This is a genomic window from Parabacteroides massiliensis, assembly GCF_900155425.1.
In the GTDB taxonomy this organism is placed as follows: domain Bacteria; phylum Bacteroidota; class Bacteroidia; order Bacteroidales; family Tannerellaceae; genus Parabacteroides; species Parabacteroides massiliensis.
Map to the genome: position 1 here is coordinate 1,609,642 of NZ_LT700191.1, position 26,850 is coordinate 1,636,491.

General features: G+C 48.3%; 24 protein-coding genes. 9 read left to right on the forward strand and 15 right to left on the reverse strand.

The window, feature by feature from the left end:
* Positions 1-42 precede the first annotated feature (42 nt).
* A complete protein-coding gene (locus BQ9893_RS17500; RefSeq protein ID WP_075967108.1) occupies positions 43-597 on the reverse strand; it encodes an RNA polymerase sigma-70 factor in 555 nt (184 codons plus the stop codon).
* A gap of 511 nt (positions 598-1,108) precedes the next feature.
* On the opposite strand from BQ9893_RS17500, the gene BQ9893_RS17510 reads away from it, so the two are divergent.
* Both BQ9893_RS17510 and BQ9893_RS17515 read left to right on the forward strand, forming a co-directional pair.
* Positions 1,109-2,443 carry a sigma-54-dependent transcriptional regulator gene (locus BQ9893_RS17510; protein WP_075967110.1) on the forward strand — a complete coding sequence of 445 codons (1,335 nt, stop codon included), beginning with the start codon at positions 1,109-1,111 and terminating at the stop codon, positions 2,441-2,443.
* A 12-nt stretch (positions 2,444-2,455) separates the two neighbouring features.
* On the forward strand, positions 2,456-3,508 hold the full coding sequence (locus BQ9893_RS17515; RefSeq protein WP_075967111.1) for a sensor histidine kinase: 1,053 nt from the start codon (positions 2,456-2,458) through the stop codon (positions 3,506-3,508).
* A 2-nt stretch (positions 3,509-3,510) separates the two neighbouring features.
* Here the strand turns inward: BQ9893_RS17515 and BQ9893_RS17520 are convergent, their stop codons facing one another.
* From BQ9893_RS17520 to BQ9893_RS17530, 3 genes are all read right to left on the reverse strand, one after another.
* A complete protein-coding gene (locus tag BQ9893_RS17520) occupies positions 3,511-4,398 on the reverse strand; it encodes a DUF3108 domain-containing protein (protein WP_075967112.1) in 888 nt (295 codons plus the stop codon).
* Positions 4,337-6,250 (reverse strand): Ig-like domain-containing protein, encoded by a 1,914-nt coding sequence (locus tag BQ9893_RS17525; RefSeq protein ID WP_075967113.1) that lies wholly within the window; start codon positions 6,248-6,250, stop codon positions 4,337-4,339. Before BQ9893_RS17525 ends, BQ9893_RS17520 begins: the two co-directional genes overlap by 62 nt.
* A gap of 98 nt (positions 6,251-6,348) precedes the next feature.
* A complete protein-coding gene (locus tag BQ9893_RS17530; protein WP_075967114.1) occupies positions 6,349-7,632 on the reverse strand; it encodes a DUF2851 family protein in 1,284 nt (427 codons plus the stop codon).
* 111 nt (positions 7,633-7,743) lie between these two features.
* Between BQ9893_RS17530 and dapB the strand changes: the two genes are divergently transcribed.
* The 4 genes from dapB to BQ9893_RS17550 are packed head-to-tail and all read left to right on the forward strand — an operon-like array spanning position 7,744 to position 11,410.
* Positions 7,744-8,460, forward strand: coding sequence for a 4-hydroxy-tetrahydrodipicolinate reductase (gene dapB / locus BQ9893_RS17535; protein ID WP_075967115.1), 717 nt, complete (start codon positions 7,744-7,746; stop codon positions 8,458-8,460).
* 16 nt (positions 8,461-8,476) lie between these two features.
* Positions 8,477-9,874: a S26 family signal peptidase gene (locus tag BQ9893_RS17540; protein WP_075967116.1), complete on the forward strand. Its 1,398-nt coding sequence runs from the start codon at positions 8,477-8,479 to the stop codon at positions 9,872-9,874.
* 10 nt (positions 9,875-9,884) lie between these two features.
* The gene (gene lepB / locus BQ9893_RS17545) at positions 9,885-10,775 is read left to right on the forward strand and encodes a signal peptidase I (protein WP_075967117.1); all 891 of its coding nucleotides are present in this window, start codon (positions 9,885-9,887) and stop codon (positions 10,773-10,775) included.
* Positions 10,775-11,410: a WbqC family protein gene (locus BQ9893_RS17550; RefSeq protein WP_075967118.1), complete on the forward strand. Its 636-nt coding sequence runs from the start codon at positions 10,775-10,777 to the stop codon at positions 11,408-11,410. The genes lepB and BQ9893_RS17550 overlap by 1 nt, the downstream gene beginning before the upstream one ends.
* Before the next feature lie 11 nt (positions 11,411-11,421).
* Here BQ9893_RS17550 and BQ9893_RS17555 read toward each other — a convergent pair whose 3' ends face one another.
* On the reverse strand, positions 11,422-12,939 hold the full coding sequence (locus tag BQ9893_RS17555) for a potassium/proton antiporter (protein ID WP_075967119.1): 1,518 nt from the start codon (positions 12,937-12,939) through the stop codon (positions 11,422-11,424).
* 145 nt (positions 12,940-13,084) lie between these two features.
* Between BQ9893_RS17555 and BQ9893_RS17560 the strand changes: the two genes are divergently transcribed.
* Positions 13,085-15,742 carry a transglutaminase family protein gene (locus BQ9893_RS17560; protein ID WP_075967120.1) on the forward strand — a complete coding sequence of 886 codons (2,658 nt, stop codon included), beginning with the start codon at positions 13,085-13,087 and terminating at the stop codon, positions 15,740-15,742.
* A gap of 103 nt (positions 15,743-15,845) precedes the next feature.
* On the opposite strand, the gene porN is transcribed toward BQ9893_RS17560, so the two are convergent.
* The 8 genes from porN to BQ9893_RS17600 form a co-directional block, all read right to left on the reverse strand.
* Complete coding sequence (gene porN, locus BQ9893_RS17565; protein WP_075967121.1) at positions 15,846-16,934, reverse strand: type IX secretion system ring subunit PorN/GldN; 1,089 nt, start codon at positions 16,932-16,934, stop codon at positions 15,846-15,848.
* 50 nt (positions 16,935-16,984) lie between these two features.
* Positions 16,985-18,553, reverse strand: coding sequence for a type IX secretion system motor protein PorM/GldM (gene porM / locus BQ9893_RS17570; protein WP_075967122.1), 1,569 nt, complete (start codon positions 18,551-18,553; stop codon positions 16,985-16,987).
* Positions 18,554-18,559: 6 nt separating this feature from the next.
* Positions 18,560-19,624 (reverse strand): type IX secretion system motor protein PorL/GldL, encoded by a 1,065-nt coding sequence (gene porL, locus BQ9893_RS17575; RefSeq protein WP_244155183.1) that lies wholly within the window; start codon positions 19,622-19,624, stop codon positions 18,560-18,562.
* 17 nt (positions 19,625-19,641) lie between these two features.
* Complete coding sequence (gene porK, locus BQ9893_RS17580) at positions 19,642-21,069, reverse strand: T9SS ring complex lipoprotein PorK/GldK (RefSeq protein WP_075967124.1); 1,428 nt, start codon at positions 21,067-21,069, stop codon at positions 19,642-19,644.
* 3 nt (positions 21,070-21,072) lie between these two features.
* On the reverse strand, positions 21,073-22,023 hold the full coding sequence (locus BQ9893_RS17585) for a PorP/SprF family type IX secretion system membrane protein (RefSeq protein ID WP_075967125.1): 951 nt from the start codon (positions 22,021-22,023) through the stop codon (positions 21,073-21,075).
* 115 nt (positions 22,024-22,138) lie between these two features.
* Entirely contained in the window at positions 22,139-22,342 is a 204-nt protein-coding gene (locus BQ9893_RS17590) for a hypothetical protein (RefSeq protein ID WP_075967126.1), read from the reverse strand.
* A gap of 191 nt (positions 22,343-22,533) precedes the next feature.
* Positions 22,534-22,755, reverse strand: a complete 222-nt coding sequence (locus tag BQ9893_RS17595) for a DUF2795 domain-containing protein (protein ID WP_005633363.1) — start codon at positions 22,753-22,755, stop codon at positions 22,534-22,536.
* 73 nt (positions 22,756-22,828) lie between these two features.
* Complete coding sequence (locus BQ9893_RS17600; RefSeq protein ID WP_075967449.1) at positions 22,829-23,392, reverse strand: cob(I)yrinic acid a,c-diamide adenosyltransferase; 564 nt, start codon at positions 23,390-23,392, stop codon at positions 22,829-22,831.
* 537 nt (positions 23,393-23,929) lie between these two features.
* Here BQ9893_RS17600 and BQ9893_RS21770 point away from each other — a divergent pair.
* Entirely contained in the window at positions 23,930-24,082 is a 153-nt protein-coding gene (locus BQ9893_RS21770; protein ID WP_167369883.1) for a hypothetical protein, read from the forward strand.
* A complete protein-coding gene (locus BQ9893_RS17605; protein WP_075967127.1) occupies positions 24,079-24,564 on the forward strand; it encodes an outer membrane beta-barrel protein in 486 nt (161 codons plus the stop codon). Before BQ9893_RS21770 ends, BQ9893_RS17605 begins: the two co-directional genes overlap by 4 nt.
* 109 nt (positions 24,565-24,673) lie before the next feature.
* Here BQ9893_RS17605 and BQ9893_RS17610 read toward each other — a convergent pair whose 3' ends face one another.
* Both BQ9893_RS17610 and BQ9893_RS17615 read right to left on the reverse strand, forming a co-directional pair.
* Complete coding sequence (locus tag BQ9893_RS17610; protein WP_394333248.1) at positions 24,674-25,462, reverse strand: O-methyltransferase; 789 nt, start codon at positions 25,460-25,462, stop codon at positions 24,674-24,676.
* A gap of 38 nt (positions 25,463-25,500) precedes the next feature.
* Positions 25,501-26,826, reverse strand: coding sequence for a TolC family protein (locus BQ9893_RS17615; RefSeq protein WP_075967129.1), 1,326 nt, complete (start codon positions 26,824-26,826; stop codon positions 25,501-25,503).
* Between the last annotated feature and the right edge of the window lie 24 nt (positions 26,827-26,850).

Below are 26,850 nucleotides of genomic sequence, written 5' to 3' on the forward strand. Positions count from 1 at the left end.
CGGATAAGTGGGAAAGCACACACAGTCGGAAATGTATTTTTTTTACAAAAAAAACAGCAAAAGAGAATACACGATTTTCCGAAGTTCGGCAAGGGCTTGTGTCATGTGGTTTTCTACCGTCCGTTTGCTGATGTTCAGCCGTTGGGCAATTTCTTCGTTGCTCAATCCGTCTTTCCGACTCATAATGAAGATGTTCCGGTGTTGAGCCGGCATTTTCTCCACAGCGATGTCAATGAGCAGCGATAGTTCTTTGGCGTAGAGTTCTTCCTCTATCAGATCACCGTAGGCCGGCTTGTTTTGTTCTTTTTGCTGGTAGTTTTCTTCGATCAGGCTGTGTTCGTAATAATCATAGATCATGTTACGGGCCATACGGAAGAGATAGGCTTTAAAAGAATCTACTTTCGAAATCGTTTCCCGATTTGTCCAGATTTTGTAAAAGATATCCTGAGTCATGTCGCTCGCTTCATCCTGGTTTTTTATGAAGCCGGTCAAGAAGTGCTTCAGTCTTGGGCTGTATTGAATATAAAGCATGTCGAAAGCTTTATGATCCCCATTCCCAAGTTTCTTCAGGTATTTTGCCTCAAGATTGATATCCATTTTGTTTATAAATTGAATTCTTTTCTCTTTATTTAAGTATGAAAAACGAAAGATATGAAAAATAATCTGAAGAGACAACTATTTTTTGAAAGAAATATTGAACTGAACCACGGCTTTTGACATATGCGAGGAGAAGAGCAACGAGATAAAATCAAAGGAACTGCCGAATTTACCAGAGAATTATCGCGAAACTAAAGTTTCAAACAGTTTCACTCTCTGGAACTTTAGTTTCATCGGTTGAAACTTTTGTTTCCTCGGTTGAAACTTTAGTTTCGACCGCAGACACTTTGGTTTCGACCGCAGACACTTTGGTTTCGACCGCAGAGACTTTAGTTTCGACCGCAGACATTTTAGTTTCTGCAAATGAAAATAAGATCCGTGAAAAGCAAAAGATATTCATTTCCAGGTTTTGGTGGAGATGTCGTGGAATAATCATACAAAAGTGTCAAATATTTAGACACTTGCTTGCAAGGTATCAGGGAAGCGGGTAACTTTACAGGAAAAAGATCCTATGCAAGCCGGAACTATCCTGATCGTCGATGACAACAAAAGCGTGCTGACCTCTCTCGAACTGCTTCTGGAAGATGAGTTCGAAAAGGTGGAGACAGCTTCGAACCCAAACAGCATCCTTTCGGTCTTGGATAGCCGGGCGGTCGATCTGGTTCTGTTGGATATGAATTTCTCCGCCGGTGTCAATACCGGTAATGAAGGGCTTTTCTGGCTTCGCCGTATACAGGAGATCGTGCCGGGATTGCCTGTTATCATGCTGACGGCCTATGGGGATGTCGAACTGGCAGTCAAAGCATTGAAGAGCGGGGCTGCCGATTTTGTATTGAAACCTTGGGACAATGATAACTTGATCGAGAAGATACGCACCGCCCTGCATGAACGGAAATCCCGACAATCGCTGCACCCGATACCGAAAGTGAGCGAACCGGCCATGATTATCGGGCATTCTCCCGTGATGATGAAACTGATCAAAGTGGTGACGAAAGTAGCCAAGACGGATGCCAACGTCCTGATCACCGGCGAGAATGGTACGGGCAAAGAGATGCTGGCCCGCGAGATGCATCGTCTTTCGCTTCGTAGCCGTCGTGAGATGGTCAACGTGGACATGGGAGCCGTCAGCGAGTCGCTGTTCGAAAGCGAGTTGTTCGGGCATGAACGAGGTGCTTTTACGGATGCACGCGAGAGCCGTCCGGGAAAGTTCGAGGCGGCACATGGGAGTACGTTGTTTCTCGACGAGATCGGAAACCTGCCGTTAGGATTGCAAGCCAAACTGCTGGCCGCTTTGCAGAACCGCGAGATCACCCGTCTCGGAAGTAACCGGAAGATTCCGGTCGACATACGCCTGATTGCCGCCACGAACCGCAACTTGCCGGAGATGGTAGCGCAGTCGCTTTTCCGCGAAGACCTGTTTTACCGCATCAACACAATCCAGATCGAAATTCCGCCCTTGCGGAACCGACGGGAAGATATCGCTCTGTTTGTCGATTATTTCCTGAAAAAATATACGGACCTTTACAAGCGGATGGGGCTCACTCTGCACCCACAGGCATTGGAGAAACTCACGAACTACGACTGGCCCGGCAATATCCGGGAGTTGCAACATACGATCGAGAAGGCGGTGATACTGGCGGAAAAGAATGTGATCCGTGCCTCCGATCTCTTTATCCGTCCGGGAAAAGCGCTCTCTTTTAGCGAGGTTCCCAATCTGGAAGAGGTGGAACGGCAGGCGATCCTGGCGGCTATCACCCAGAATGAAGGAAACCTGACGGCTGCGGCGGAGCAGTTGGGCGTGAGCCGGCAGACTTTGTATAATAAGATGAAGCGCTTTAACCTCTGAGCTCTCGCCGATATGTTCAGTGTCCGTCTATACATACGTATTCTTTTGCAAGTGTCCGCCATCGTGCTGGTGGCGAGCCTGAGTGTGGCCGGTATCGTGACGGGGAGGGCGGTCATATTGGGGCTCGTGGGGCTCTTTATCACTGCGTGGCTGATCGGTCTCCTCGTCTATTATCTCAATGCTTCGAACCGGAGGATACAGCTTTTCCTGGATGCCATCGAGGACAATGAATCGATGCTCTACTTCCCTGAGGACATCGGTAGCCGTGAACAGCGCCGCCTGCATGCCGCCTTCAACCGCATACACATGCTGATGACCGAAAACAAACGGAAAGCATTCGATCGCGAGCTGCATCGCAAGGAATATGAATCATGGGATAAACTGATGCATGTCCTGACACACGAAATCATGAATTCCATCGCTCCGGTCGTCTCCCTTTCCGGTACGCTTCTTTCTTATTTCCGGACGAAGGACGGGCCTAAAAGCTGCAGGGAAATCTCCGATACCACCATTCGCAAAACGATACGTGGGTTGGACACCATCAAAGGCCAGGGGCAAGCCCTGATGCATTTCACCGAATCATACCGGGAGTTTGCCCACCTGAAGCAACCGGATCCTAAGACATTTTCGCTCACGCATCTGTTACAAAACCTACAGACCTTGCACCAGCCGGATATGCAACGGCAACACATTGATTTCTTTCTCGTCTTTTCCCGGCCGGAGATAATGGTCTGTGCAGACGAGATACTTTTGTCGCAAGTTTTGATCAACCTGCTGAAGAACGCCATGCAAGCACTTGAAGGACAGAAGGACAGGAAGATATGCATGAATGTTGATGCGGAGAAAAATCAATTGCTTATCCGGGTGACAGACAACGGTCCCGGCATCCCTTCCGAGCTGGCGGAAGATGTTTTTGTGCCCTTCTTTACCACTAAGGCTACGGGTAGCGGCATCGGGTTGAGCCTTTCCCGGCAGATCATACGGATGCACGGCGGCGAATTGTCGGTTGTTTCACAACCTTACCGGAAAACCGTCTTCACGATATCCTTGCCTGTAAAAGTTTGAAATTAACGTTTCCTGATCTCTACCCGCGAAGTGAGCGGATAACGCAAGCCTTTGGATGATTTGTAATAAACTTCGGCAGCGCCGATTTTCAGTTTGGCACGTATCTTGATCGGGATATGATTCTCGTCATCACCGATCCAGATTTCGGCGGCCTCCTTGCTTTGGGTAAAGGCATCGTCGTAGATGTCGATATAGAAATGGCGGGTCCTGTACTTCAATGTCTCGTTCCGTTCCACGATCTGCTGTCCGGTATAACGGAAGCTGATGTTGACGCATTCACGCCCGATTGCAACCTGGAAAGGAAAGCTCTCGCCACTCTTCATCTTATCCCAGTCCAAAGAGCGCAAATACATCGTCGCTCCCAACATGTCGAACATATAAGGATCTTCCGTCACGAGCATCGTGTCGATTTTCGTACGGGTAGGCGTGTAACGATGAGAATGGGCGAGTATCTTTTTCTGTTCGTAGGAGAAACGGATATCATCTATCAGATAATAGTCATTCTCATTTGCCCGTTTTTCGCTTCTCAAAAGCAGCATGTCGGGGGTGAAATGGCAGTCGATCGTATCCCGCATCTTATAGACCTTCTCGATAATACCGGAAGTCCGGAAAACCAGCCGGTAGTGACAGGATGGTTCGCCTTCGTATTCCGCGTCGCAGATGGACAGGACGGCTTGGCCTGCACGGGGCATCAAAAGTCCCCATTTGAAATACAACTCATATTGTACTTCCTCGCCGGGGTTGAACCTATGCCGGACCGGAATTTCCTGCGCTTTTGCACACACGGCCGGCAGCAAAAGTAAAAATGCCAGCCACAGACGGACAATGTCAGAACGGCATTCCGATATTGCCGCCACTGCTATTCCTTGATGAAGATTGTTGACTTTCATCTTTGTAGTTCCTTTTCTTCTTGGTCGCTTCTTTCGGTTTATTCTTCGTTATCTCAAGCGGTTTCTGCTTGGCAAGCGGAGTGGAGTTGACATCCCATGTCTCTTCGACCTGCCAGTTCTGCATGACCTCGTACATCTTGGGAGAATAATAAACTTCTTCGGGTTGCCGCTTTTCGGCATAGTTCCCCGTATCCCACACTCCGTTGTCGTTTGTGTCGATCACGATGCGGGCATAATACTTATCGGGCTTCAAGTCCATGAAGAGCACTCCGCCGTTTTTTACTTTCGCTTTGCGGACAGGTGCATCTCCGGAGTTTAGCAATTCGACGAAAGCAGTCGTGTCCACACCGTTGATGTTGAGATAGAGGTGGCCGTATTCATCTTCCTTTTTGATCTTGAACTCACCGGTAAAAAAGGCGTTCCATTTCCCGTAAAGACTGTGGATAGCGGCAGAATCAACCTCGATGCGGTATTCTTCCCCATACTTCCACGGGCGTTTGATGAAATAGTTCAAGCTGTTGGTCGAATCGGGGAAGAAGTCGAAATCGACCGTGTTCCAAATGGTGTCGACCTTCTGATCGAGGAAAAACATCTCTTTGTTGACATCCGATACCGGTTCGTTGAAGGTGACGGATATCGTGTCGAACAGATCCATCGAGGCGGGAGCATCTATCTGCATTCCTAAGAATACGATCGGATCGGGTTCATCCTTCTTTTTTTTCTTCTTTTCTGCCGGACGGCGGCGCAATACCAACTGGACCGTGTCGGTTTGCGGGCGCAGGATGTTCAGTGAGTCGCTCTTCGGATAGGAAACCTGCACTTGCAAGGTGTCTTGCTTCCAAACGGTCGAATCAGTAAACCAGTAGTTAACGGCCGCGCCGCCTTCCGTCTGCTGAACGAAATACCAGATGCTGTCTTCCGGAGTGAAATTGAGAGGAACAGGCACAGGGACGGTGTCCAGTTTTGCGTTGAAACGCAGTGTGAAGTATTTTTCGTCCGGACGTTCGGGTTTCACCATATACTGGCGTTCGAACTTTTCCTTGAACAGGCGGAGTTCGATGTTGTCCGGGAAGAAACGGGTATAACCGACTGTCCGGATCGTATCGATTGTGAGGCTGTCCTTCCAGGTTGTATCTTGCCGGGTCGTCAGTTCGAAAGATGGAACGATGACGGAATCTAAGAAAGCGATATCTTCGCCCGGCTGGTCGAACCGATAGTCGCGGTTCACATCGTTCAGGGCGAAAATGTGATAACTTCCGGGTGCGATATTACGGATCGTGAACTCTCCTTTGTCATTCGTCCGGGAAGTACGGGTGAAAGGGAGCTTTACAAATGCGGAATCTTCCAGGTTGTTGTGCAGGCCTATCGTGATGCCGGGCATCGGTTCGAGGTTTTCGGCGTTCAGTAAAACCCCCGATACTTCGAGCGTGTCGATAATGTCTCCGGTAGAGAAAGCGAAAGAGAAGTTCTCGAATACGTTTTTCTCATTATTGTCGGAGATGGAATTGGTGAAGTCGATCGTATAGGTCGTGTTGGGTTTCAGCGAATCTTTCAGTTCGATCACTGCTTTCTTCCCGGCAGAACGGATAATCGGCAGTTCCATTTGAGGTGGAGTAATGATCACATTCTCCGAAGGTTTTTCGATCTGGATCAGCTCATCGAACAGAATTTCGATCTTTTTGCCTGTGTAATTAATTTGGTTCGGGACCGGTGTGCTGCTTACGAATTTAGGCGGTGTCTCGTCATAAGGCCCTCCGTTCGGACTTCCGATGTTGGCACATGAATAAATGACGGCCAACAACAGCATTCCATACAACAGGCGGAATGAATTTCGTATATATTTATTATCCATTTATGTCTATTTCAAATACATTTGACAAACACGCGCAAAAATAGGGAAAAATCCGGTGAAAATTAGTAGGAGATTCTGCCATTAATCAATCTTTGCATTTAAACGCTCTTTTGTCCGATTGTCGTTTTCAACATCCTGAACCCGATCCTGCAATACAAACATTTCTTCTTTTCACAATATTCGCGTTTTAATTGGATCAAGGCCTGGCTGTCGCCGGCATGGTGGACGGCGATACCGGCGTTGCAGAAGGTAGAGACGATGGAGTTCTTTTCAGGAGGAATGCTTTCTAAAAGGCGGGTAGCACGTTCGCAATATTCGGGTCGTTTGTTGTACAGGCCGTAGGCAAAGAACATCGGGACGACCGTGTTTATCAGCAGGATGTTCAGGGCGTTTTCACCTATGGTCTTTTCCTTTTGGGGAGAAGCATACCGGAAATGATAGTGTGTTTCCCAGTAATCGGAGGGAGGAATCCTGAAATACTTTTTGATATCTCCTGTACTCCTGGCTTCAAGGATGGCGGAGAACAAGGTGTCGTGCTGTACCCAAAGTGCGGCTAACTGTGCGACTTTCAGATACGGGAAGTTGACAGGCCGTGTCCGAAGATTCTTAAACACGAAATCTTCCATTGGCGAAAGGGCAAACTTGTGGCGGAGAAAATCGTACTCACGTTGTAACAGACGGTAATAATGATCGTCATTCTCTTCCACTAACATCCCGGCTTGCCCGAAAATCATCGCTTCTATCTGTGAATGGCTGCTCCGTTGCTTTTGAATGCAACGGAGTGGCAGGCTCTTCGCCAGCCTTTCAAAGGCATCGTTATTCACGCCAAAGCCGAAATTGCGGGTTAAAGTAATATAAAAAACTTCATTCCAGTCTGCCTGATACGTATCCAAAAGGAGGAAAATATCATGTGTTTTCCGTTCCAATCGTTCACTCAGCAAGGCTTCCATCCAGCAAGCTATGTGCAAAGGATCGATTCCGGCTATATGGGCGAGGCACGGAAGAGGCACATCCCGATAGAGCAACCAGTCTATACTGCGGATAATATTTTCCGGAACAGATAGGATCATTTGTGGAATCGGTTCTCCGTTCGTTCGGACCGGCTGAAAGTCGTCAACGCCTGTAATATGAAGGATTACACTGTCATAGGCCTTGTTTGCCTCATGATGATGAAGCCTCCAGTTGGATGATTTATCATGAATTTCGACACTTCCCGCCCATAACGTTCCGTCTATTTTTATTTTTGCGTTGAAGAAGTCGGGACCAGCATCCGTGTTCTGTATTCCGGGGTCGATTACTTGGACGGGACGTCCGTCTGTGGTTTCCAATGATGTGGTTACGTAAAGTTTGTATTTCCAAACATAATGTAATAAACGTTCCATCTTTTTTCAGAGTTGAGATTTATGTCCCAAATCTAAGCATTATTCTTTATATTTGCAGCATGTTACCAGTTGAAAAATGAAAGTTTAAAATTGAAAGTAAAATATATAAGTATGAAGATTGCACTTATCGGTTACGGAAAGATGGGAAAGACTATCGAGCAGATAGCACTTGGCAGAGGACATCAGATCGTCTCTGTCGTAGATATCAATAACCCCGAAGAAATACACTCCGACAATTTCAAAAGTGCTGATGTCGCGATCGAGTTTACGACTCCGGCAACAGCATTCAACAATTATATGCAATGTTTTGCGGCGGATGTTCCGGTCGTTTCCGGTACGACAGGTTGGCTCGACAAGATAGGGCAGGTCAAGGAAATGTGCGAAAAAGAGGGGAAAACTTTCTTTTACGCATCCAACTTCAGCATCGGTGTAAACATATTCTTCGCCCTCAACAAATACTTGGCAAAGATTATGAATAATTTCCCCGCCTACGATATCAAGATGATGGAAACCCATCATATCCATAAATTGGATGCTCCCAGCGGAACCGCTATCACGTTGGCGGAAGGAATCCTTGAAAACGTGGATCGTAAAGATCGCTGGACTTTGGAAACGGCTGAGAAAGCAACCGATATTCCTATTCATGCCATTCGCGAAGGAGAAGTTCCGGGCATCCACGAAATCACATACGAATCTGATGTCGACACGATCAGCATCAAGCACGACGCGAAGAGCCGTGCCGGATTTGCTTTGGGGGCCGTTATTGCCGCCGAATTTACCGCCGGGAAAAAAGGTTTTCTCGGAATGGACGATATGCTTAAATTTTAATTAATAACAGAAACAAATGAAGAAGTTTTCCAAGAAACAATGGATTAAATTCAGCATTGCAGCCGTTCTTTATCTGCTTTTCACGCTTTGGATGCAGAATGCCTGGTTGTTGTTGGGCCTGATCGTCCTTGTCGATATTTTCCTGACCGAGTATATTCCCTGGGGAGCTTGGAAACGCACCAAGAACCCGCAAATACGCAATGTGTTGGAATGGGTGGATGACATCCTGTTTGCACTGGTTGCCGTCTATTTCATCAATATCTTTATTTTCCAGAACTACCAGATCCCCAGTTCATCCCTGGAAAAGTCTTTGTTAGTGGGCGACTATCTGTTTGTCAGCAAACTTAGCTATGGCCCGCGTGTGCCGAACACGCCGGTTGCTTTCCCGCTGGTACAAAACACATTGCCGTTCTTTGACAGCAAATCCTATCTGGATTGGCCGGAGTGGGACTACAAGCGGGTGAAAGGTTTCGGTCATGTGAAACGAAATGATATTGTCGTGTTCAACTTTCCCGCCGGCGATACGGTCGCGCTGAAGGTTCAGAACCCGGATTATTACCATTTGGTGGAACAGCACGGACGGGAAGCTATCCTGTTGGATAAAGCATATTTCGGAGAAGTGATCTACCGCCCTGTCGACAAACGCGAGAATTATGTCAAACGGTGTATCGGCATGCCGGGCGATACGATCGAAATCCGTAATAACCAGGTTTACATTGATGGTGTTGCTGCCAAGAACCCTGAAAAAATGCAGTTTAACTACTTCATCGAGACAGATGGTTCCATGTTGAGCGAAGAGCAGTTCCGTTTGCTGGATGTCAGCAAAGCCGATCGTGTATTGATCGACGGGAACTTCAATTCAAAAACGATGGCATTCTTAGGCATACAACCGAATGAAAGCGGGCAATACAATCCGATTTATCATTTTCCGCTGACACAAAAGGCTTTGGAAATAGCAAAAAAACTTCCGGTCGTGAAAAAGGTGGTAATCGAGCCGGATATCGTAGGAGCCGATTCTTATTATCCGGTAGACTATCAGACCGGATGGGACCGTGACAATTACGGACCGTTATGGATTCCGAAGAAAGGAGCTACGATCCCGTTGACGGAACGCAATATCGCTCTTTATAAACGTTGTATCGTCAATTACGAACATAATAAGCTGGAAGTAAAGGATGGCAAGGTCTATATCAACGGCAAGCCGGAAACGACCTATACGTTCAAATACGATTATTACTGGATGATGGGTGACAATCGCCACAACAGCGCCGACAGCCGTTCTTGGGGTTTCGTGCCGGAAGACCATATCGTAGGCAAGCCGATCATGATCTGGTTGTCACTGGACAAGGATCGTAGCCTGTTCGACGGCGGTATCCGCTGGAACCGGATGTTCCGTTGGGTGCATCCTGACTGAACTGATTGCTATGAGGGAAAAAGTGAATGATAATATGAACGGGACGGGCGACCGTGAAGGTCGCCCCTACGTGGGCTGGGTGGTAACGATCGTTATCGCCTTTCTCATTGTTATACCCGCCCGCCGTTTCTGTATCGAATCTTACCGGATATCAACGAATGCAATGGAAGATGCGCTACATCAGGGCGATTATATTCTGGTGAATAAATTGCCGCTTGAAGGAAATCCGGGACGGAACAAGGTCGTGCTGTTTACCAGTCCGCTTCTGAAAGATACGGCGAGCAACCCATTGTTCCTGAGCCGTTGTATCGGTATGCCCGGAGACACAATTCTGGTGAGCGGCGGCGGATACGAAGTGAATGGAAAACTGTTGCCTCACTCTCCTCGTTCGCTTAACACATGCTTCATCACTCAGAAGGGCGCCGCCGATTTCCGGAAAGCCTTGCAAAAGCTGAATATACCGCTACGGAACTGGAAGAGCGAAACGTTCGGCATCTCTTTTTCCCTGACAACCTTCGAAGAATATCAATTGCGTGAAGAACTGACGGAAGAGATGAACATTCATTTTATCCGGAGCCAGGCTGTCCCTTATAAACTGGTCGTTCCCCGTAAGGGGCGGGCGTATCGCCTGGATGAGGCAGCCCTCACCGCCTGCAAGGAGGCGATAGTAGCCGAAGCGGGAGAAAAGGCTGTTTTTCGTGACGGAAAGCTGTATTTGGATGGAAGAGAAACTGTGTTTTTCTTCTTCCAACAGGATTATTACTGGATGCTCTCCGATAATGTGGACGAATCGGTCGATTCCCGCCATTTAGGTTTTATCCCGCGTGACCGTATTATCGGAAATGCCTGGTTCTGCTGGTTCAGCCGTGACAAACAACGAATCTTTAAACCTGTAAACTGATGCAACCTGTCTATATTTCTACAACATACCTGGGCCCTGTCCAGCAATATTGCAAACTGTTCCAATATCCGGAAGTATACCTCGAAACTGCCGAAAACTACCTGAAACAAACCTATCGGAACCGTTGTACCATTGCCGCTGCCAATGGCCCGTTAGCCCTGTCGGTTCCCATTGTAAAACCGGACACATTGAAGTGCCCGACCAAAGATATCCGTATCTCCGATCACGGAAACTGGCGCCACCTGCATTGGAACGCTTTGGTTTCAGCTTATAATATGAGTCCGTTTTTCGAATACTATGAAGAGGATTTCGTGCCTTTTTACGAGAAGAAGTATGAGTTCCTATTCGATTACAATGAGGAATTGCGCCAGTTGATCTGTCGCCTGCTCGACCTGCATCCGAAGATTATCCATACGGAAGAGTACCGGCCTGAAGTTCCGAACGATTTCCGCGAGATCATCCGTCCGAAACATGAAGGAAAGGATCCGTCCTTCTCCCCGAAACCCTATTACCAGGTTTTTCAGGACAAGCACGGATTCCTCCCGAATATGAGTATTGTGGATTTACTCTTCAATATGGGCCCAGAAGGACTGTTGGTGTTGCGTGATTCCATTGTGGCGCCGGAACAGCCCTGATCGAGGCTATGTCAGTTCTTTTTCATCGTATAATCTTTTACTCCTAATGAATCGTATGCTTGTAACAGGGCTTCGTCGTTGTCGGAAATCATCAGGAGCTTGTCGTTTTCTTTTAGTTCCGTATTGCCTTTCGGAATGAAATAATGCCCGTCGCGTTTCACCATAACGGCAAGGGTATGATCGGGCAAGGTGAGTTGCATCAACTTGTTCCCATGGGAAAGAACAGCCGGGGTGATGTCTATTTCACTCATGGCACTTTTGATATCTTCCGGCAATTCGATGCCGAACACGTCTTTTCGTTCCGGTTCGTCGACAAGTCCAAGCCATTTGGCAGCCTGCGTTACAGTCGTTCCTTGTATCAAGAGGGAAAGGATCGTGATGAAAAATACGATATTGAAGATCATGCCTCCATGATCGACCCCGGCAATCCAGGGATAGGTGGCGAAGATGATCGGAACAGCTCCGCGAAGTCCCACCCATGAGATATACAACTTCCCTTTTGTCGTAAAGCTTTTAAACGGAAGCAAACACAGGAATATCGTAGCAGGGCGGGCTATCAGTATCATAAATATCCCCACCAACAGACCTACCGGAGCGACAGGCAGCAATTCGTGCGGGTTTACTAACAGGCCCAACGTAAGGAACATGACGATCTGCCACAGCCAGGCAAAACCATCGAAGAAAGTCCCCATGCTCTTTTTATGTACGATTTTGGCATTCCCCACGACCAATCCGGCGATATACACGGCCAAATAGCCGTTCCCCTTGCATAAAGTGGTTGCCGAGAAAGTGAAGAAAGCAGTCGTCAACAATAAGATCGGATATAAAGACTCGTTGTCCATATTGATTTTGTTAATCAGCAGAACAGCCAGCTTGCCCAATAGGAAACCGGCTACCGCACCGACAGACAGTTGGATAAGCAATTGCAGGACGGCCTCCTGCAAGTTCATTCCTCCGACTTGTATATAAGCGATAATGAGCAAAGTCAGCATATACGCCATCGGGTCGTTGCTACCGCTCTCCAGTTCCAGTGTCGGGCGTAGGCGTTGTTTCAGGTAAACGCCCTTGCTCCTTAGAATGGAAAACACGGAAGCAGAGTCGGTAGATGACATTACTGCCGCCATCAACATCGATTCCGCTATCGAGAGAGTCTCGTAGCCGGTAGACCATAAAAATACATAATAAATGAAACCTCCCGTTATAAGAGTCGTCAGCAGGACGCCTACTGTCGCAAGTATAACACCTTCCGTCGCGATCGGCTTGATCTCGGATACTTTCGTATCCATACCTCCGGAGAACAGGATGATACTCAATGCCAACATGCCTATAAACTGTGCCGCCCTGGGATTACTGAATTGAATGCCCAAACCATCGCTGCCGAACAGCATTCCGACACCTAAAAAGAGGAGCAAGGCGGGAAGGCCGAAGCGGAAACCGGCTTTGCCGGCAATAATACTAAAGAAAAAGATAATCGAAGCAACCAACAAGATCGCTTCCGGATTCTCGAAAATTTGTAATTCGTGGAACATAGGCTAATAACGGTTTACACTATAAATTTGTCACTTCAAAGTAAAGAAAAAATAACGATATGCACAATAGCTTAACACTTAAAAGACAGGTGTATTCACTATTAATAAATATATTCCGTATATTTGTGCAAATAATATTAACGCTATGATTAAAACAAATCTATTCTTGCTATTGTTCGTTCTCTTCGCGGGAATATCGTGCAATAAGCAACAGCATTTCATATCGGACGATGCATTTCGTGCCGAAGTTGAAAATGACTTCCAGGCAAAGCAGGCCGCTCTGCCGAACGGGAATCTTTTTCCTGTCTTTGACCAGCAGATGACACCTGACGAAAGAGAGGCGCTTACATTCTTGTATGCCTATATGCCGATCGGGGATATCACGGATTATGACGGGCAACTGTATCTCGACAATATCCGTAGTTCGTTTCGTGCACGGGTGGAAATGCCTTGGGGAGACAGCATTCCGGAAGACATCTTCCGCCATTTTGTTCTTCCCGTACGTGTCAACAACGAAAATCTGGACGAAAGCCGCATGGTCTTTTACGAAGAGCTGAAAGATCGGGTGAAAGGCCTGTCCTTGTATGAGGCCGTGCTGGAAGTGAACCACTGGTGTCACGAGAAAGTGATCTATACGCCCTCCGATGCCCGGACAAGTTCTCCGTTGGCCTCCGTGAAGACAGCTTACGGGCGTTGCGGCGAAGAATCGACATTTGCCGTGGCTGCTCTCCGGTCGGTCGGCATACCGGCCCGCCAGGTCTATACGCCGCGTTGGGCGCATACCGATGACAACCATGCTTGGGTAGAAGCATGGGTAAACGGGAAATGGTATTTCCTCGGAGCTTGCGAACCTGAGCCGGTCCTCAATTTAGGATGGTTCAACGGACCGGCTTACCGCGGTATGTTGATGCACACGAAAGTATTCGGCAAATACAACGGACCGGAAGAGGTCATGGACGTGACCGACGGTTATACCGAGATCAACGTGATCGACAATTATGCCCCGACAGCCAAAGCGACGATCACCGTTGTGGATGAAAACGGCCAGCCGGTTGCCGGAGCCGATGTCGAATTCAAGATATACAACTATGCCGAGTTCTATTCCGTAGCTAATAAGAAAACAGATGCCGCAGGGAAGACTTTCCTCTCCGCAGGTAAAGGCGATATGTTGGCATGGGCGACCAAAGACGGCAAGTTCGGATACAGCAAAGTGTCGTTCGGCAAAGATAATGACCTGACGATCACTCTCGACAAGAAACCGGGTGACATCGAAACCGTCACGCTCGACATTATCCCTCCGGTAGACGGTTCCATAGCCGCCGAAGTAACGGACGAACAGAAAGAGGCGAACGCCAAACGCTTGCACGAAGAAGATGTGATCAGAGGAAAATATGTCGCTACCTTCTATACGGAAGAGAAAGCGGAAGCACTTGCCAAAGAATTAGGTATCGACCCGCTGAAAACAGCCGATTTTATGATTGGTAGCCGGGGAAATTGGCGTGAGATCGAGAAGTTTCTTCGCGTTACTCCGGCCGACAAACGCTCGATGGCGATGGATTTGCTGAATGTCATCTCCGCTAAGGATTTGCGCGATACTCCGGCTTCCGTATTGATAGACCATCTGGACAATGTTCAGGTTGTACAAAGCTCATTGTTCACCGAATATATCCTCAATCCGCGTGTGGCAAACGAATTCCTGACACCGTACAGGAAGTTCTTCGTCGCCAATGTCGATCCCGCATGGGTGGAGAAAGCCAAGGCGGATCCGCAATTAATAGTAGACTGGGTGAAGGAAAATATCAGTATCAATGACAAGCTGAATCCGCAACGCATACCGGTTATGCCGATGGGCGTATGGAACTCGCGTGTGGCAGACAAAGGTTCCCGTAACATATTCTTTGTCGCCTTATGCCGTAGTTTGGGTATTCCGGCACGCATCGAACCGGTAGCGAGAAAAGTGCAGTATGCAAAAGGCCTGAACTGGGTGGATGTGGACTTCGATGCTGCCGAGCAGACGGTTGCCAAGCAAGGCAAAGTCGTTGCTTCCTACCAACCGATCAAGGCTTTGCAAGACCCGAAATACTACAGCCATTTCACGATCGCGAAAGTGCTTCCGACCGGCAAGTTGCAGACGCTTAACTTTGAAGCGGGCGATGTGGATATGGGTGGTGGCGATACTTGGAGTGCCTTGTTGAAAAAGCCGCTTTCCATGGATGAGGGCCATTATATGTTGGTCACCGGAACGCGCATGGCAAACGGCAGTGTGCTGGCCGAAATATCCTTCTTCAACATAGAACCGGGCAAGACAAGCAATATCAAACTGGAGATGCGCGAGAGCCAGGATGATGTACAAGTCATCGGCAACTTCAATTCCGAAAACAAGTTCAAACGGGCTGATAACGGCGAGGAAACGAGCCTGTTGGCTACTACCGGACGCGGTTATTACATTGTCGCTGTTCTCGGGGCACGCCAGGAACCGACCAACCACGCCATGCGTGATATCGCCGCCGTAAAGAAGGACCTCGAAGAATGGGGCCGTGGCATGGTCTTGCTGTTCCCAGATGAAAAGGGCTTCCAGAACTTCGACCCGAAAGAGTTCGGAGAGTTGCCAAGCACCATCACATACGGTATAGATATCGACAAGACGATCCAGAAAGAAATCGCCGCAGCCATGAAGTTGCAGAACGCCAACACGCTGCCTATCTTCATCATTGCCGACACTTTCAACCGCGTAGTATTCGTTTCACAAGGCTACACAATCGGCTTGGGAGACCAGTTGATGAAGGTGATACATAAGTTGTAATCCTTTCGACGGAATATAAAAGAAGCGTAGATTAGCAGATGCCATTCAAGCCATCACTAATCTACGCTTCTTTTGTGTTTTAGATATTGTAGAGGCAAAGCCTTTACCGGCGGCGTACGCTGCGGACCGGAGCGCTTTTCTGAGCTTTAGGAGCTTTGGTTTTAACCTCTTTCTGTTTGCTTTCTTTTACGGCTTCCGTCTTTTTGCCACGGGCGGCGACGGTTGCACTTTTGGTTTTCTTGCCTTTTGTGTCAACTGCCAACTGGGCTGTATCCGGTTGCAGATAGAGGGATTTCTCGAAGGTGACCAGTTGGTTCTCGATACGTTCCTGCTCGCGTTTCATCGAATCGGGTGTCGGACAGTAGGCTTGCAGGGGTTGGTTCATCAGATTCTGCGTCTTGAAGATATCGCCCTGGAACATCCGGCGACGGAAATAGTCGTCGAGCGTGAAAGTCATGGCGTTGTTGATGTTGGACGTCATGATATAGGCTGTATTGATATAAGGACGCAGGTTTTCATAAGGAATCCAGAACATCGGCATGGTATTCTGTCCCATATCGTCCACGATCGTCAGGATCGGGCAGACCGCCAATGTCTTGACATCGAATACGGAGTTGTTCTGGTCGAAATACCAGGCTTCCTTTATATAATAGGAGCGGACATCACCGGAAGGAATGTCGCTTTCATTCACGACAAAACCGGCGGGTTCGTTGTTCTTTCCCGGCGTCTCTTCGTAGAAGATGCGACAGCGGTCCAGCATAACTTTCAAGTCGAGCTTGCGGTCATCGCTGAAATCCTCATAACCGTCCAGATATTCATAGGCAGACAACTTGCCTTCGCATATGAGCTGGAAGATGATCGAGAACAGGTTCATCTGTCCGTTCATCGGTTGAGTCGGGTAATATAGAGGGGCATTCTGCTCTTTCGTCAGGTCTATCTGCCGATAGATGACACGCATCCAGCGAGCATTGCCGATATTCTGTGTCATCCGCTCGTTCATATCCTGTGCCCGGACGGTCAGTTCAGGCATGCCGTTCTCTTTCTTATCATCTTCACGGGCACCACGGCTCGAGGCCGGACCGCGGCGTCTCTGTTGCTGTTGCTGCGCGTTGCCAGCCTCTTCCTGTGCCTGCATAGGAAAGGCAGCGAACAGGGCGAAGGCGAGGGTTGCTATGTAATATAAACGTTTCATATATCTTTTATACATTACGGGACGTGGGCAGACCTCGTCCCTATGTTATGTTAATTGACGATTACTTCGACAGTCGGAATGATACGTTCCTTGTTGTCCGGACCTAAAACTTTCACATGGGTGATGTAGAAGCGCTTGCCTCTTGCCAGGCGGCGGATATAATCTTTCTGGCGCTGCGAGAACTGGTTGCCTTGCGTGACTTCCGGAATGATGTTGCCCATCGAATCGTAGAATGTCAACTCGAAACTCAGCACCTTGAACGGGACGTTCAGCAGGTCGTCGTCGATAGCCGCCTGGATACCGTCGGCTTCCACCAAATTGCGTTTGGAGAACTGGCCGCCACGAAACTTGCGCATATTGCCGTTCTGGTCCTTATATTCGATAAAAGGCATCGGGTCGGGCAGGGCACGCACGCGGAAAGTCGTTTTCGCCATCTCTACACTGCGGCCATCCGCCATTTTAGCATGGACGGAAACGATGGCATCCGTCCCGACCGTTGCAGGGCGGGCTTCCCACTGGTCGCCCTTGCGGACCAATGTCCCGTTTGTCATGGTCGCCGTCACGTTGCCGCTCGGCACACCCGGCACGGCGATGCGGATCGGGTTGGCGATTCCGGCATACAGCACGTTCATCAGCATCGGCGCTACCGTCGCACTCGGCTCCGTCACGAAATATTCGCTTTCGAACTCGCGGCGCATCACGCTGCCGTCGCTCCCCGGCGTTTCTATATATCCTTTGACCGGATAAGTGCCCGGCGCACCGGCTACAGCCGTAAACATTCCGTTTGCATCATAAGGCAACTCCTTGCCGTTCACATAGACGGTCGGGCGTTTCGTCGAGTCGACAGCCGATAAGACGATATTGGCCTTGTACTGGCTGCCCCGCATGACGATCTGGCTTTCCGGGATCACCTGAGCCGTGATCTGGTTCACACGGTAGTCCCGTACGTCGACACTGCTCAGCAGGTTCGACAACACTTCGCCTTCGGCATAGCGGATATCGCTCTGCAATTTCGTCAGCAAAGTGACGGCTGCCGCCACCGGCATATTCTCGAACAATGCCTCTTCCCAAGTGCGGGTGTTGATACCGGCCTTGTGAGGCGGTGTCGTCGACAGGCTGGCTTCGATGATGCGTGTCTTGGCCGAATCTTCCACCATCTCGCCCATCAGCGTCCGGTATTTTTCGATGCTCTGGCGCAATTTCTTGCCTTCGCCCGAAACGGGAGACAACATTATGCGGGAAGCCGCTTCGAGGTCGTCCTTATGATCGATATTATTGACATCGGCATCTTTGCCGTCGGCAATCTGGGCGATACGCACTTTCAGATCCTGCACATAATTGTACAGGCTGTCGGAAGCCTGCTTCACCTTGTTCCCCTTTTCGTACCATTCACGTACTTTTTCGGGATTTGTCTGATAATAAGCCTTCAATTCCTCCGTAACGATCTCATTACGGGTCGAAGTGTTATCGATAGAAGTCCGCAAGCTGCCTTCCACCAGTTCGAAACCGTCAAGTACCTCCGACGACACGTTGAGTGCCATCATGGCGATGAACACCAGATACATCAGGTTGATCATCTTCTGACGGGGCGAATTGGGATTATTTGCTATTCCTGCCATATCCGATTACTTCATTGGGTTGTTTGTATACGGAGCCTGCTGCTGATATCCGTACGGTTGCTGATAGGCCTGCTGTTGGTAATTCTGCTGCTGTGCGGGCTGCTGTTGGTAAGCAGGCTGCTGAGGCTGTGCAGGTTGTTGATACCCCATGTTGACTGTCATGGCCTGCAACAGGCGGCTGTAGACCTGGTTCAATTCGGCCAACTGGCGCGTCATCTTTTCCGTTTCGTTGCGGAACACGGAACTGTCGACCACGGAGCCGTCATACATTTCGCGGATGCGGCTCAAGCCGCCGTTGATATGTTCGATCGATTCGATCTGCGAACTGATGCTCTTCAACTGTATTTCGTAGATCGTGTTCAAGCCCGATATGTTGCGGTTCAGCATTTCCATCTGCTGCACGTAACCGCGCGAATTCTGGTTGATGCCATCCGAATTGTCCGTAATGCTCTTATACGAGTTCAAGAGTGTGTCGGAAACATCGGTCAGCGAATGGGTCACCTGGCTGAAACGTTCCATATTCTCGGACATGCCCGAAAGTTGCTCCAGATACTTCTGGGTGGCTTCCGTCAGTTCCGCCATCTTGGAAATCTGTTCGGCTGCACCGCTCAGCTTCTTGATACTGTCGGAAAGGTTTTTCGTGTCTTCTTCGCTCACATCCAAGCCGAGACTGCCTAATCCGGAGGCTTGTTTGCCTCCTAAGTTGATGTCCAGCCTGCCGGAAACTTCGTCGTTGGTCGTGTTTTCCGGCGAATTGACCAGATTGGACATGGGCGTATTGGCAAAATCCGGACGGTCGAGCGGATTCTTCGATTTCAAGACCGGAAAGACTTCTTCCCAGTGATATTCGTTGAATGGCTTTTCAAATGCAGAGATAAAGAATACCAATGCTTCTACCGTCATGGCCACAAATAGTATCTGGTTTCCATACGGTAAGTGCAACAACTTGAACAGGGCGCCGATAATAACGATGGAGGCGCCCCAGCTATAACAGAAATTCAGCACTCGCTTTCCTCTTTCGCTGGCGAGATACATTTCCACTCTGTTTTTATATCTTCTATATTTTCCCATGATGTGATGTGTATTCGTTATTTTTTACCTTTTGCTCTTGAAAAACCGATTTGTGTACGGGCGCAACGGAAACCGATGTATGAACGCGTTTCGTTCTGGTATTCGAAGGTGCGCATATCCGAACGGATAAACTGTGCCACGTCTTTCCATGAACCGCCTCGAACAACTTTCTTTTTCATTGCGTACGGGTCTTCCTTGGCTGCGTTGTAGCGCAGGTCGGGGTTCATGTCGCTCATCTGGCTCGGCCCGGATTCGGAATAAGAGGTCGATGTCCATTCCGCCACGTTTCCGGCCATGTCGTAGAGGCCGAATTCGTTTGGTGCGAAAGAGCCGACGCGCGACGTGATCAGGTGCCCGTCTTCCGTATAGTTGCCTTTGCCCGGCTTGAAGTTTCCTAAGAAGCAACCTTTACCGCTCACCAGCTCGTCGCCGGCCCACGGATACTTGTTTTCGTTCTTGCCTGTACGGGCCGCATATTCCCATTCGCCTTCGGTCGGCAGGCGGAACGGTTCGATGGCCTGTCCGCTGGGGAAGTTCAAAGACTCCTTGAACAGGTTGGTGCGCCATACGCAAAAAGCGGTCGCCTGTTCCCAGGAAACACCAACCACGGGGTACTCGTCGTAGCCCGGATGCGAGAAGTACATGCGCATATAAGGTTCGTTATAAGCATTGTTGAAATCGTTCACCCAGCAACTCTCGTCCGGATAGACATTCACGATACGGGTATGGAGGAAATCCCACGGGCCGCTAAGCTGGCGCGTGATGGTTTCGTTCACGATCTCGCCTTCTTCGGTGATGTAGGCCGTATCTTTGGAGATCATGACCACCTCGTTCGGGTCGACCTGGATATCGGTGTTACGCACACGGGCTGCCGGGTCCAGGTTGTGTTTGCGAAGGGCAGCCGACGTATAGTCGTACCATTCGTAACGATAGACCATCTGTTTCGGGTCCAGGGTCTTTTCGCCGGTCACCGGATTTACGGTATAGACGCTTTCGATCGCCCGCATCTCGTCTTCATTGGCGCGTTTCCAAGGAATCGGGCGGCTCCAGTCCAGATGCGGAGTCACCGGTTCGCCATATTTGTCTTCGGTAATCTTAAACAGGTCGTTGCCGCCGTAAGCCGGATCGGCCAGGCGTTCACGGATAATGGAATCGCGCACCCAATAGACGAACTGGCGGTATTTGGCATTCGTCACCTCTGTCTCGTCCATCCAGAAAGCATCGAAAGAGACGCCTTTCGTTTCCGGATTGATCCCCCACAAGGAATCCTTATCTGCGGGTCCCATCTCGAATGAGCCTCTTTTGATCAGAACCATCCCGTAAGGGGCCGGTTCGTTAAACGCAACCGATCGTACCCCCGTCACTTCGCCCCCGCCGCCGGAAAGGGTTTTGCCACATGAGGAAAACAGGGCTACCGCCGCAAGTACTAACAATACTTTTTTCATATACTATAATATACGTACACTTTTATGTTTATTCTTCCCTGACTTCGATTTTTTCAACTTCAACTTGTAGCTCACTACCAATTCGTGGCTTCCACTCGTGGCTTTCAAGATGGGTATGGTAGAGATTGGAAAATCATACGCATATCCAACCTGAAAACTCCCGATCTTGGCTCCTAACAACAGGATCACCGACTCATTCACACGCCAGGAAAGACCTCCGTTAAACATCTTATTATAAAACAACCGTGCGGTTATGTCCGCCTGAAAACTCTGCATGTCTGTTTTCAAGAATACAGACGGTTGTAATTCATACAACGGGTTTCGAAACTGAATATTGTATCCGGCGATCAAATTATATGTGCTGGCAAGATACATGGAAGAATAATCGTCCAACGATATCTCCGTCTTGTTTAAGTGTGTGACACCTAAGCCGGCATAAAGATTCTTGCGGTGATAGTAAAGTCCGACATTCATGTCGAAACCCATTCCGCTTGCCTGCGTCTGTGGGATCGCCTGGTCTTCCTGTTGATGGAACTGGCTGGTCGGGTAAAAGACCTTTTCTCCGTCAAACGACTGGTTTACGACTCCGAATTGCATGCCAATGCTGAGTGTGCCGCCAAACAGTTTCTGTTTATAAGCATACTGCAAATTGACATGTGTATTGACGAAAAGCCCGATTCCTTCGGTAAAGACGACCATCCCGACGCCGTGATTGGTTTTGCCGATCTTCAGCGGCATATCCGCATTGATGAAGAAAGAAGTCGGCGCCCCGTCGATCCCGACATATTGCAAGCGAGACAGCGCCAGCATATTCAAATCTCCCGCAACCCCCGCATACGCCGGGTTGTAGTATCCCAACGCCATGAAATACTGGCTTAGCTGCGAGTCGTATTGCGCCCGTGCTCCCGTGAGCCCGGTTACCAAAAGGATGATAAGCAGGAGATATTTGTTCATTCGATTTTCTATAACAACTACAAAAAGCAAGCAAATTTACTCACCTTTATGGAAAAATAAACGAAAAAGAATGAGATAAATTGCATATCAGGTCATTCTTCCTAAATAAAAAGTCTTATATCTTTAACAATCTTTCGGTCCAGTCCGCAAGAAATATGGGGAGATTAGGAATCGTACCATCTCGTTTCAGGTTATTCATGGAAAAACGCAAAGCCAATCCGGCAGTGAAACGATCAATATATATCCCAAGGCTTTTACCACCCAAACGAATACCGGCTTTAACCTCTACAGGAAGCAGCGAAGTCTTGTTTTTGTCCACAAATCACATTTTACCAACATGATTTGTGCAAATATACACATTTATCCAACATAGAACGCAGAGCTGCTATCTTTTCTCGACTTTAATCTCTTTATAAATCAGGCAAATTTTATTGCTATAAAACACCAGCGCGATAAACAAGTTTGATTTGTTTATCGCGCTGATATTTAATTTAATCTATTTGAGCGAGATTAATATTCTTCTTCGTTGAAGAAAAAGTCTTCTTTACTTGGATAGTCGGGCCAGATATCTTCCATACATTCATAAATCTCACCTTCATCTTCCATTTCCTGCAAATTCTCAATCACTTCCAGTGGCGCACCAGAACGTTGTGCATAGTCAATCAATTCATCCTTGGTTGCAGGCCAGGGTGCGTCTTCCAGTTTTGAAGCTAACTCTAATGTCCAATACATAGCTGTCAAGTATTAATAACCACCTTTCGGCGGTCAGGTTCTCAAATTTTCCGCAAAAATAAAACAATATTCTTTAGATACAAGTATAATCCCAGATAATTTCTTTGCCATTATTCCGTATGCATTCTTTACGTGCCAGAACAAACAGATAATCAGACAGTCTGTTCATAAAAACCAGGACCGGTTCTTCAACAGGGATTGTCTCCGCCAAGCGGTATATCTGGCGTTCGGCACGTCGGCAGACTGTCCGGCACACATGCGCCAAAGAAGCCGAACGGCTTCCTCCCGGCAAAACGAAGTTGCGCATCTTGGGCAATTCGTTATCCAGGCGGTCTATTTCCCGTTCGATACGGGTGATTGTTTCCGGCGTCACCTTGCTTTCTATTTTCAGTTCCGTGTTTTCCTGGTCGGTTGCCAGATAGGAACCGATCGTGAACAGCTTGTGTTGTATAAACAGCAGGAAATCCTGATCCGCTTTTTCTTCCAGCGAAGTGATCAGCAACCCGATAAACGAGTTCAGTTCGTCGACCGTGCCATAACTCTCGATACGTTGGTGCGCTTTCGACACCCGTTCGCCGCCAACCAAGGAGGTGGTTCCCTTGTCACCGGTCCCTGTGTATATAATGCTCTTTTTCATATGACAATAACTTATCGTTCTTTTATTATATAATCTCACATCCTTGCCGGATGTTGCAAAAAGAAATACAATATTCGTCAGATTCTGGGATTTGTGCAAGGATTCGGATTGTTTATTTATTATCATAATCCGAAAATCATCGTCACTTTTGCGTATAGTAATTTGATTATAAGATTATTATCGGATAAACCCAAGGGGGTAAAGATGCCTTCGCCTGTTCCGGTTACAAAACGGGTTGACCATGTTCTATATTGTTCCTGGACGAGGCTGTCCTGACAAAATTAAGCAAAAATTTTGTTCTCCTCCAAAAAGACAATGAAAAGCACTACGGAGGTTTGCCATGTGGCGGGAGAGGGGCATTGTCTACCTAAACCAGGACGAGACACTGGGTGAAGCCAGCGCGCATATCCTTGCACATGAAAAGTTTGGTAGAGATAATTTTTATTTCAAATAAACAACAATTATTAAATTTAGACAATTTGTATTATCGCGTCAATAATATCCTTACATTTGGGAGAATCAAAAAAAGAGAGTGATATGAAAAAGACATTTATTTTGTTTGCATGTTTATTATTGTTTCCTGTGTTGTCACAATCACAGATCAAATCGGGTATTGTAGTCGGTGGAGGTGATAGCTGGATGCACAAGTCGAAAATCAATAACATGTTATTATCAGGGGAAAAGACTTGAAGTGGGACCATTGTTTTAGCTTTAATGCCGGATATCAATTCCAGTATGAATCTAAAAATCATTTTTTAATTGATGCAGCTTTGTTGTATCAAGCAAGGAGAGTGAACATCGCTTTTCAGGAACAAGGATTAGCCCCTGATGTTGATTATGGCGAACAACAGCCGGGTGGCGCCATTTATGATGGTATAAAATTATTTAATGGATTGTCGTTGAATGTTGTCGCCGGATATAAATTATGGAAAGGATTAAAGGCCGGAGTCGGAGTGGAACCGACTATCTATTTTAATACGACAGCCAAAGCTAATTTGGAGGATAATAAATTCGATATTCCGCTTGTTGTGAAAGTCGGCTATGACTTCAATTGGTTTCAGGTCGATTTGTCTTATAAAAATGGATTTAACAGGATTTATCGGAATTATGTAGTCGGTAGTACGGAAACAAGGGATCTGCAATTATCTATTTTTGTCCCGATTTTCAAATAGCAGTATCATCTCGTGGTCCGGTAAGGGAAAAAAGGAAGCTGATAAGCGGAATCGAAAAAATCCGCTTACCAGCTTCCTTTTTTAGCATGTATCCGTTAACGGCAGAAAGTCAGAAATAAACGATATAATCCTTCTTATGCAACTTCTTGTTGAAAAACGCGATTCCCATTGAGTACAGATCGATCGTCACCGTTACTTCGGGATGGCTGCATACTTCCTGCCAGAACTCGCGCATTTTGCGGCTGGCTTTGATGCCTTCGAAGACAAAGATCGTATTGGCATGCACATGTTTCAGGCATTTTTCAAACAGCCAACCGTTGTTTTGCTGCTCATACAGGGTGTTGAAAAAGACGAAATCGAGTTGCCCCATATCATCCAGGGCTTTTGGGAGCAAATCCTTATATCTTCCGACGCGCAGGTCGACCGGGTTGCGGGCAGCCTTGTCGAAAGCGATGCGGGCGATGGTGGCAAACTCAGGCACGTTTTCCAGAGCGATACATTTCAGATCGGATGCGTATGAAGTCAGGTACAAAGTGGACAAGCCCATGGAGGGGCCGAGCTGAAGGATATGTTTCGACCTGAAATAGTTGGCGAGGCGGAAGAGCAGGGCGCCGTGTTTGGGACGTATCGCTTCGCGTTCGACAATCCGGCCGATCGGGCGGCTGCGCATTTTCCCCTTTTGGCGGCGGTCGGGATAGGTGATCTCGCCTTTTTGGAAAAGCAGCTGCCTGCGGATCAGTTCGATGTCGTGGAAGCTATAGTATTGGCAACGCTCCTCGATCACTTTCGTGATCAGGTTGAAGACGAAGGGCGAATGGACTCCGAAGCCTCTGCGGTAGCGGATGCTTCTGTACAAAAGTACGCCTTTTTTTAGTATATTAGCATTGGGGATAATCATGATTTAATCTAAAACCATAAGTCGTTAACTTTGCAAAGTTAATCATTTTCATGGAACATGTCCATGATCTTCCCGCTGAGCTGCAAAAGGGAGATTTCGCATATCTTAGTGGAATATTCGGCGATAGACTGGCGCTCTTCCGCTTCGAGCAGGCTGTTTTGGGCTTCACGCAGTTCGATGCCGGACAGGTCGCCCAGTTTATAGCGGTCGATCGCAATCCGGTAGTTCTCCTGTGCCGCGACTAAATTCTCTTTTTCCAGGCTCCACAAGTCCAGGTTATTGCGGTAGGCCATCCAGAAATTGCTCATATCGGCCCGTAGCCCCAGTTCCAGTTCCTGTGTACGCAATTCCTGGTTCTGGATCTGTATCCGGGCATTCCGTTGTTCGCGTTTCCGGTTGAAACCGTCGAACACGTTGATGCCGACCGTCACTCCGTAGTTGAGCCCGAGACGGCGTTGGAGGTCGGTCGTTCCCACTTCGTACCAGTTCGCCGTATAGCCATATCCGGCATTCAGCTTGACATACGGATAGTTGCGGCTTTTTATCTTTTTGTAGTCCAGCTCGGAGATCACCCGGTTCTTCTTGGCGATCAGCAGGGCGGAGTTGGCGGCAAGCGTGCTTTTCCAGAGTTCCACCTCGTCGAGAAACGGGTTGGGGGCAATCAGGGAGTCCTTGATCTGCAGTTGTTCCTCCACATCCTCCAAAGCCATCAGGCGGTTCAGGCGGATACGGGAAGTATGCACTTGTTCCAACTGGTTCAGGACATTGGAACTGTCGGCATTGAAGTCGACTTGTGCTTGTTGGAGATCCAGGCGGGACATCGAGCCGATGTAATACCGTTCTTCCACGATGCGCAAGCGTTCGCGGGACAGATCGAGCGTGGAACGGAGGTTGCGGAGGCGTATCTTCTGGCGGATCAGGTTGTAGTATTCGCCCGAAAGATCGGCGACGAAGTCTTCGATCGTCATCCGGGTGTTCAGTTCGCCTAAGCTCTGCAACTCCTTCAGTTTGTCGTAGGTGGCCTGTATGCCTAATCCGTCGAAGACGGTCCAGTTGACATTCAGGCCGACGTCTGCCGTCTCGTTGTGGATGCCGTTTGTTTTTTCCGTCGTCCCGTCGGAGAGCTTGTTGCTGTTGTTGTTGAGCGTGCCGCTGAAGCCGCTGCTCAGGTCGACGGTCGGCAGGTAGCCGGCATTGCCGGGTGTCGCGTTGTTGTCGCTTATCTGCTGTTCGTTGCGGACGATGCGGATGGAGTAATTACGTTCCAGCCCGGTCCGGATGCAGTCGTCCAGGCTGAACACCTGTTGCGCCCCGGCCGGAACGGCTGCAAATGCTATACATATCAGTAAAAGAAATCTCTTCATTCTCAATTCCTTTATTTCTTGATT

What these genes read in the sequence shown, in the direction of transcription:
- BQ9893_RS17500 (WP_075967108.1), bottom strand. Translation starts at nt 597, where the DNA reads ATGGATATCAATCTTGAGGCAAAATACCTGAAGAAACTTGGGAATGGG.
- BQ9893_RS17510 (WP_075967110.1), top strand. Translation starts at nt 1,109, where the DNA reads ATGCAAGCCGGAACTATCCTGATCGTCGATGACAACAAAAGCGTGCTG.
- BQ9893_RS17515 (WP_075967111.1), top strand. Translation starts at nt 2,456, where the DNA reads ATGTTCAGTGTCCGTCTATACATACGTATTCTTTTGCAAGTGTCCGCC.
- BQ9893_RS17520 (WP_075967112.1), bottom strand. Translation starts at nt 4,398, where the DNA reads ATGAAAGTCAACAATCTTCATCAAGGAATAGCAGTGGCGGCAATATCG.
- BQ9893_RS17525 (WP_075967113.1), bottom strand. Translation starts at nt 6,250, where the DNA reads ATGGATAATAAATATATACGAAATTCATTCCGCCTGTTGTATGGAATG.
- BQ9893_RS17530 (WP_075967114.1), bottom strand. Translation starts at nt 7,632, where the DNA reads ATGGAACGTTTATTACATTATGTTTGGAAATACAAACTTTACGTAACC.
- dapB (WP_075967115.1), top strand. Translation starts at nt 7,744, where the DNA reads ATGAAGATTGCACTTATCGGTTACGGAAAGATGGGAAAGACTATCGAG.
- BQ9893_RS17540 (WP_075967116.1), top strand. Translation starts at nt 8,477, where the DNA reads ATGAAGAAGTTTTCCAAGAAACAATGGATTAAATTCAGCATTGCAGCC.
- lepB (WP_075967117.1), top strand. Translation starts at nt 9,885, where the DNA reads ATGAGGGAAAAAGTGAATGATAATATGAACGGGACGGGCGACCGTGAA.
- BQ9893_RS17550 (WP_075967118.1), top strand. Translation starts at nt 10,775, where the DNA reads ATGCAACCTGTCTATATTTCTACAACATACCTGGGCCCTGTCCAGCAA.
- BQ9893_RS17555 (WP_075967119.1), bottom strand. Translation starts at nt 12,939, where the DNA reads ATGTTCCACGAATTACAAATTTTCGAGAATCCGGAAGCGATCTTGTTG.
- BQ9893_RS17560 (WP_075967120.1), top strand. Translation starts at nt 13,085, where the DNA reads ATGATTAAAACAAATCTATTCTTGCTATTGTTCGTTCTCTTCGCGGGA.
- porN (WP_075967121.1), bottom strand. Translation starts at nt 16,934, where the DNA reads ATGAAACGTTTATATTACATAGCAACCCTCGCCTTCGCCCTGTTCGCT.
- porM (WP_075967122.1), bottom strand. Translation starts at nt 18,553, where the DNA reads ATGGCAGGAATAGCAAATAATCCCAATTCGCCCCGTCAGAAGATGATC.
- porL (WP_244155183.1), bottom strand. Translation starts at nt 19,624, where the DNA reads ATGGGAAAATATAGAAGATATAAAAACAGAGTGGAAATGTATCTCGCC.
- porK (WP_075967124.1), bottom strand. Translation starts at nt 21,069, where the DNA reads ATGAAAAAAGTATTGTTAGTACTTGCGGCGGTAGCCCTGTTTTCCTCA.
- BQ9893_RS17585 (WP_075967125.1), bottom strand. Translation starts at nt 22,023, where the DNA reads ATGAACAAATATCTCCTGCTTATCATCCTTTTGGTAACCGGGCTCACG.
- BQ9893_RS17595 (WP_005633363.1), bottom strand. Translation starts at nt 22,755, where the DNA reads ATGTATTGGACATTAGAGTTAGCTTCAAAACTGGAAGACGCACCCTGG.
- BQ9893_RS17600 (WP_075967449.1), bottom strand. Translation starts at nt 23,392, where the DNA reads ATGAAAAAGAGCATTATATACACAGGGACCGGTGACAAGGGAACCACC.
- BQ9893_RS21770 (WP_167369883.1), top strand. Translation starts at nt 23,930, where the DNA reads ATGAAAAAGACATTTATTTTGTTTGCATGTTTATTATTGTTTCCTGTG.
- BQ9893_RS17610 (WP_394333248.1), bottom strand. Translation starts at nt 25,462, where the DNA reads ATGATTATCCCCAATGCTAATATACTAAAAAAAGGCGTACTTTTGTAC.
- BQ9893_RS17615 (WP_075967129.1), bottom strand. Translation starts at nt 26,826, where the DNA reads ATGAAGAGATTTCTTTTACTGATATGTATAGCATTTGCAGCCGTTCCG.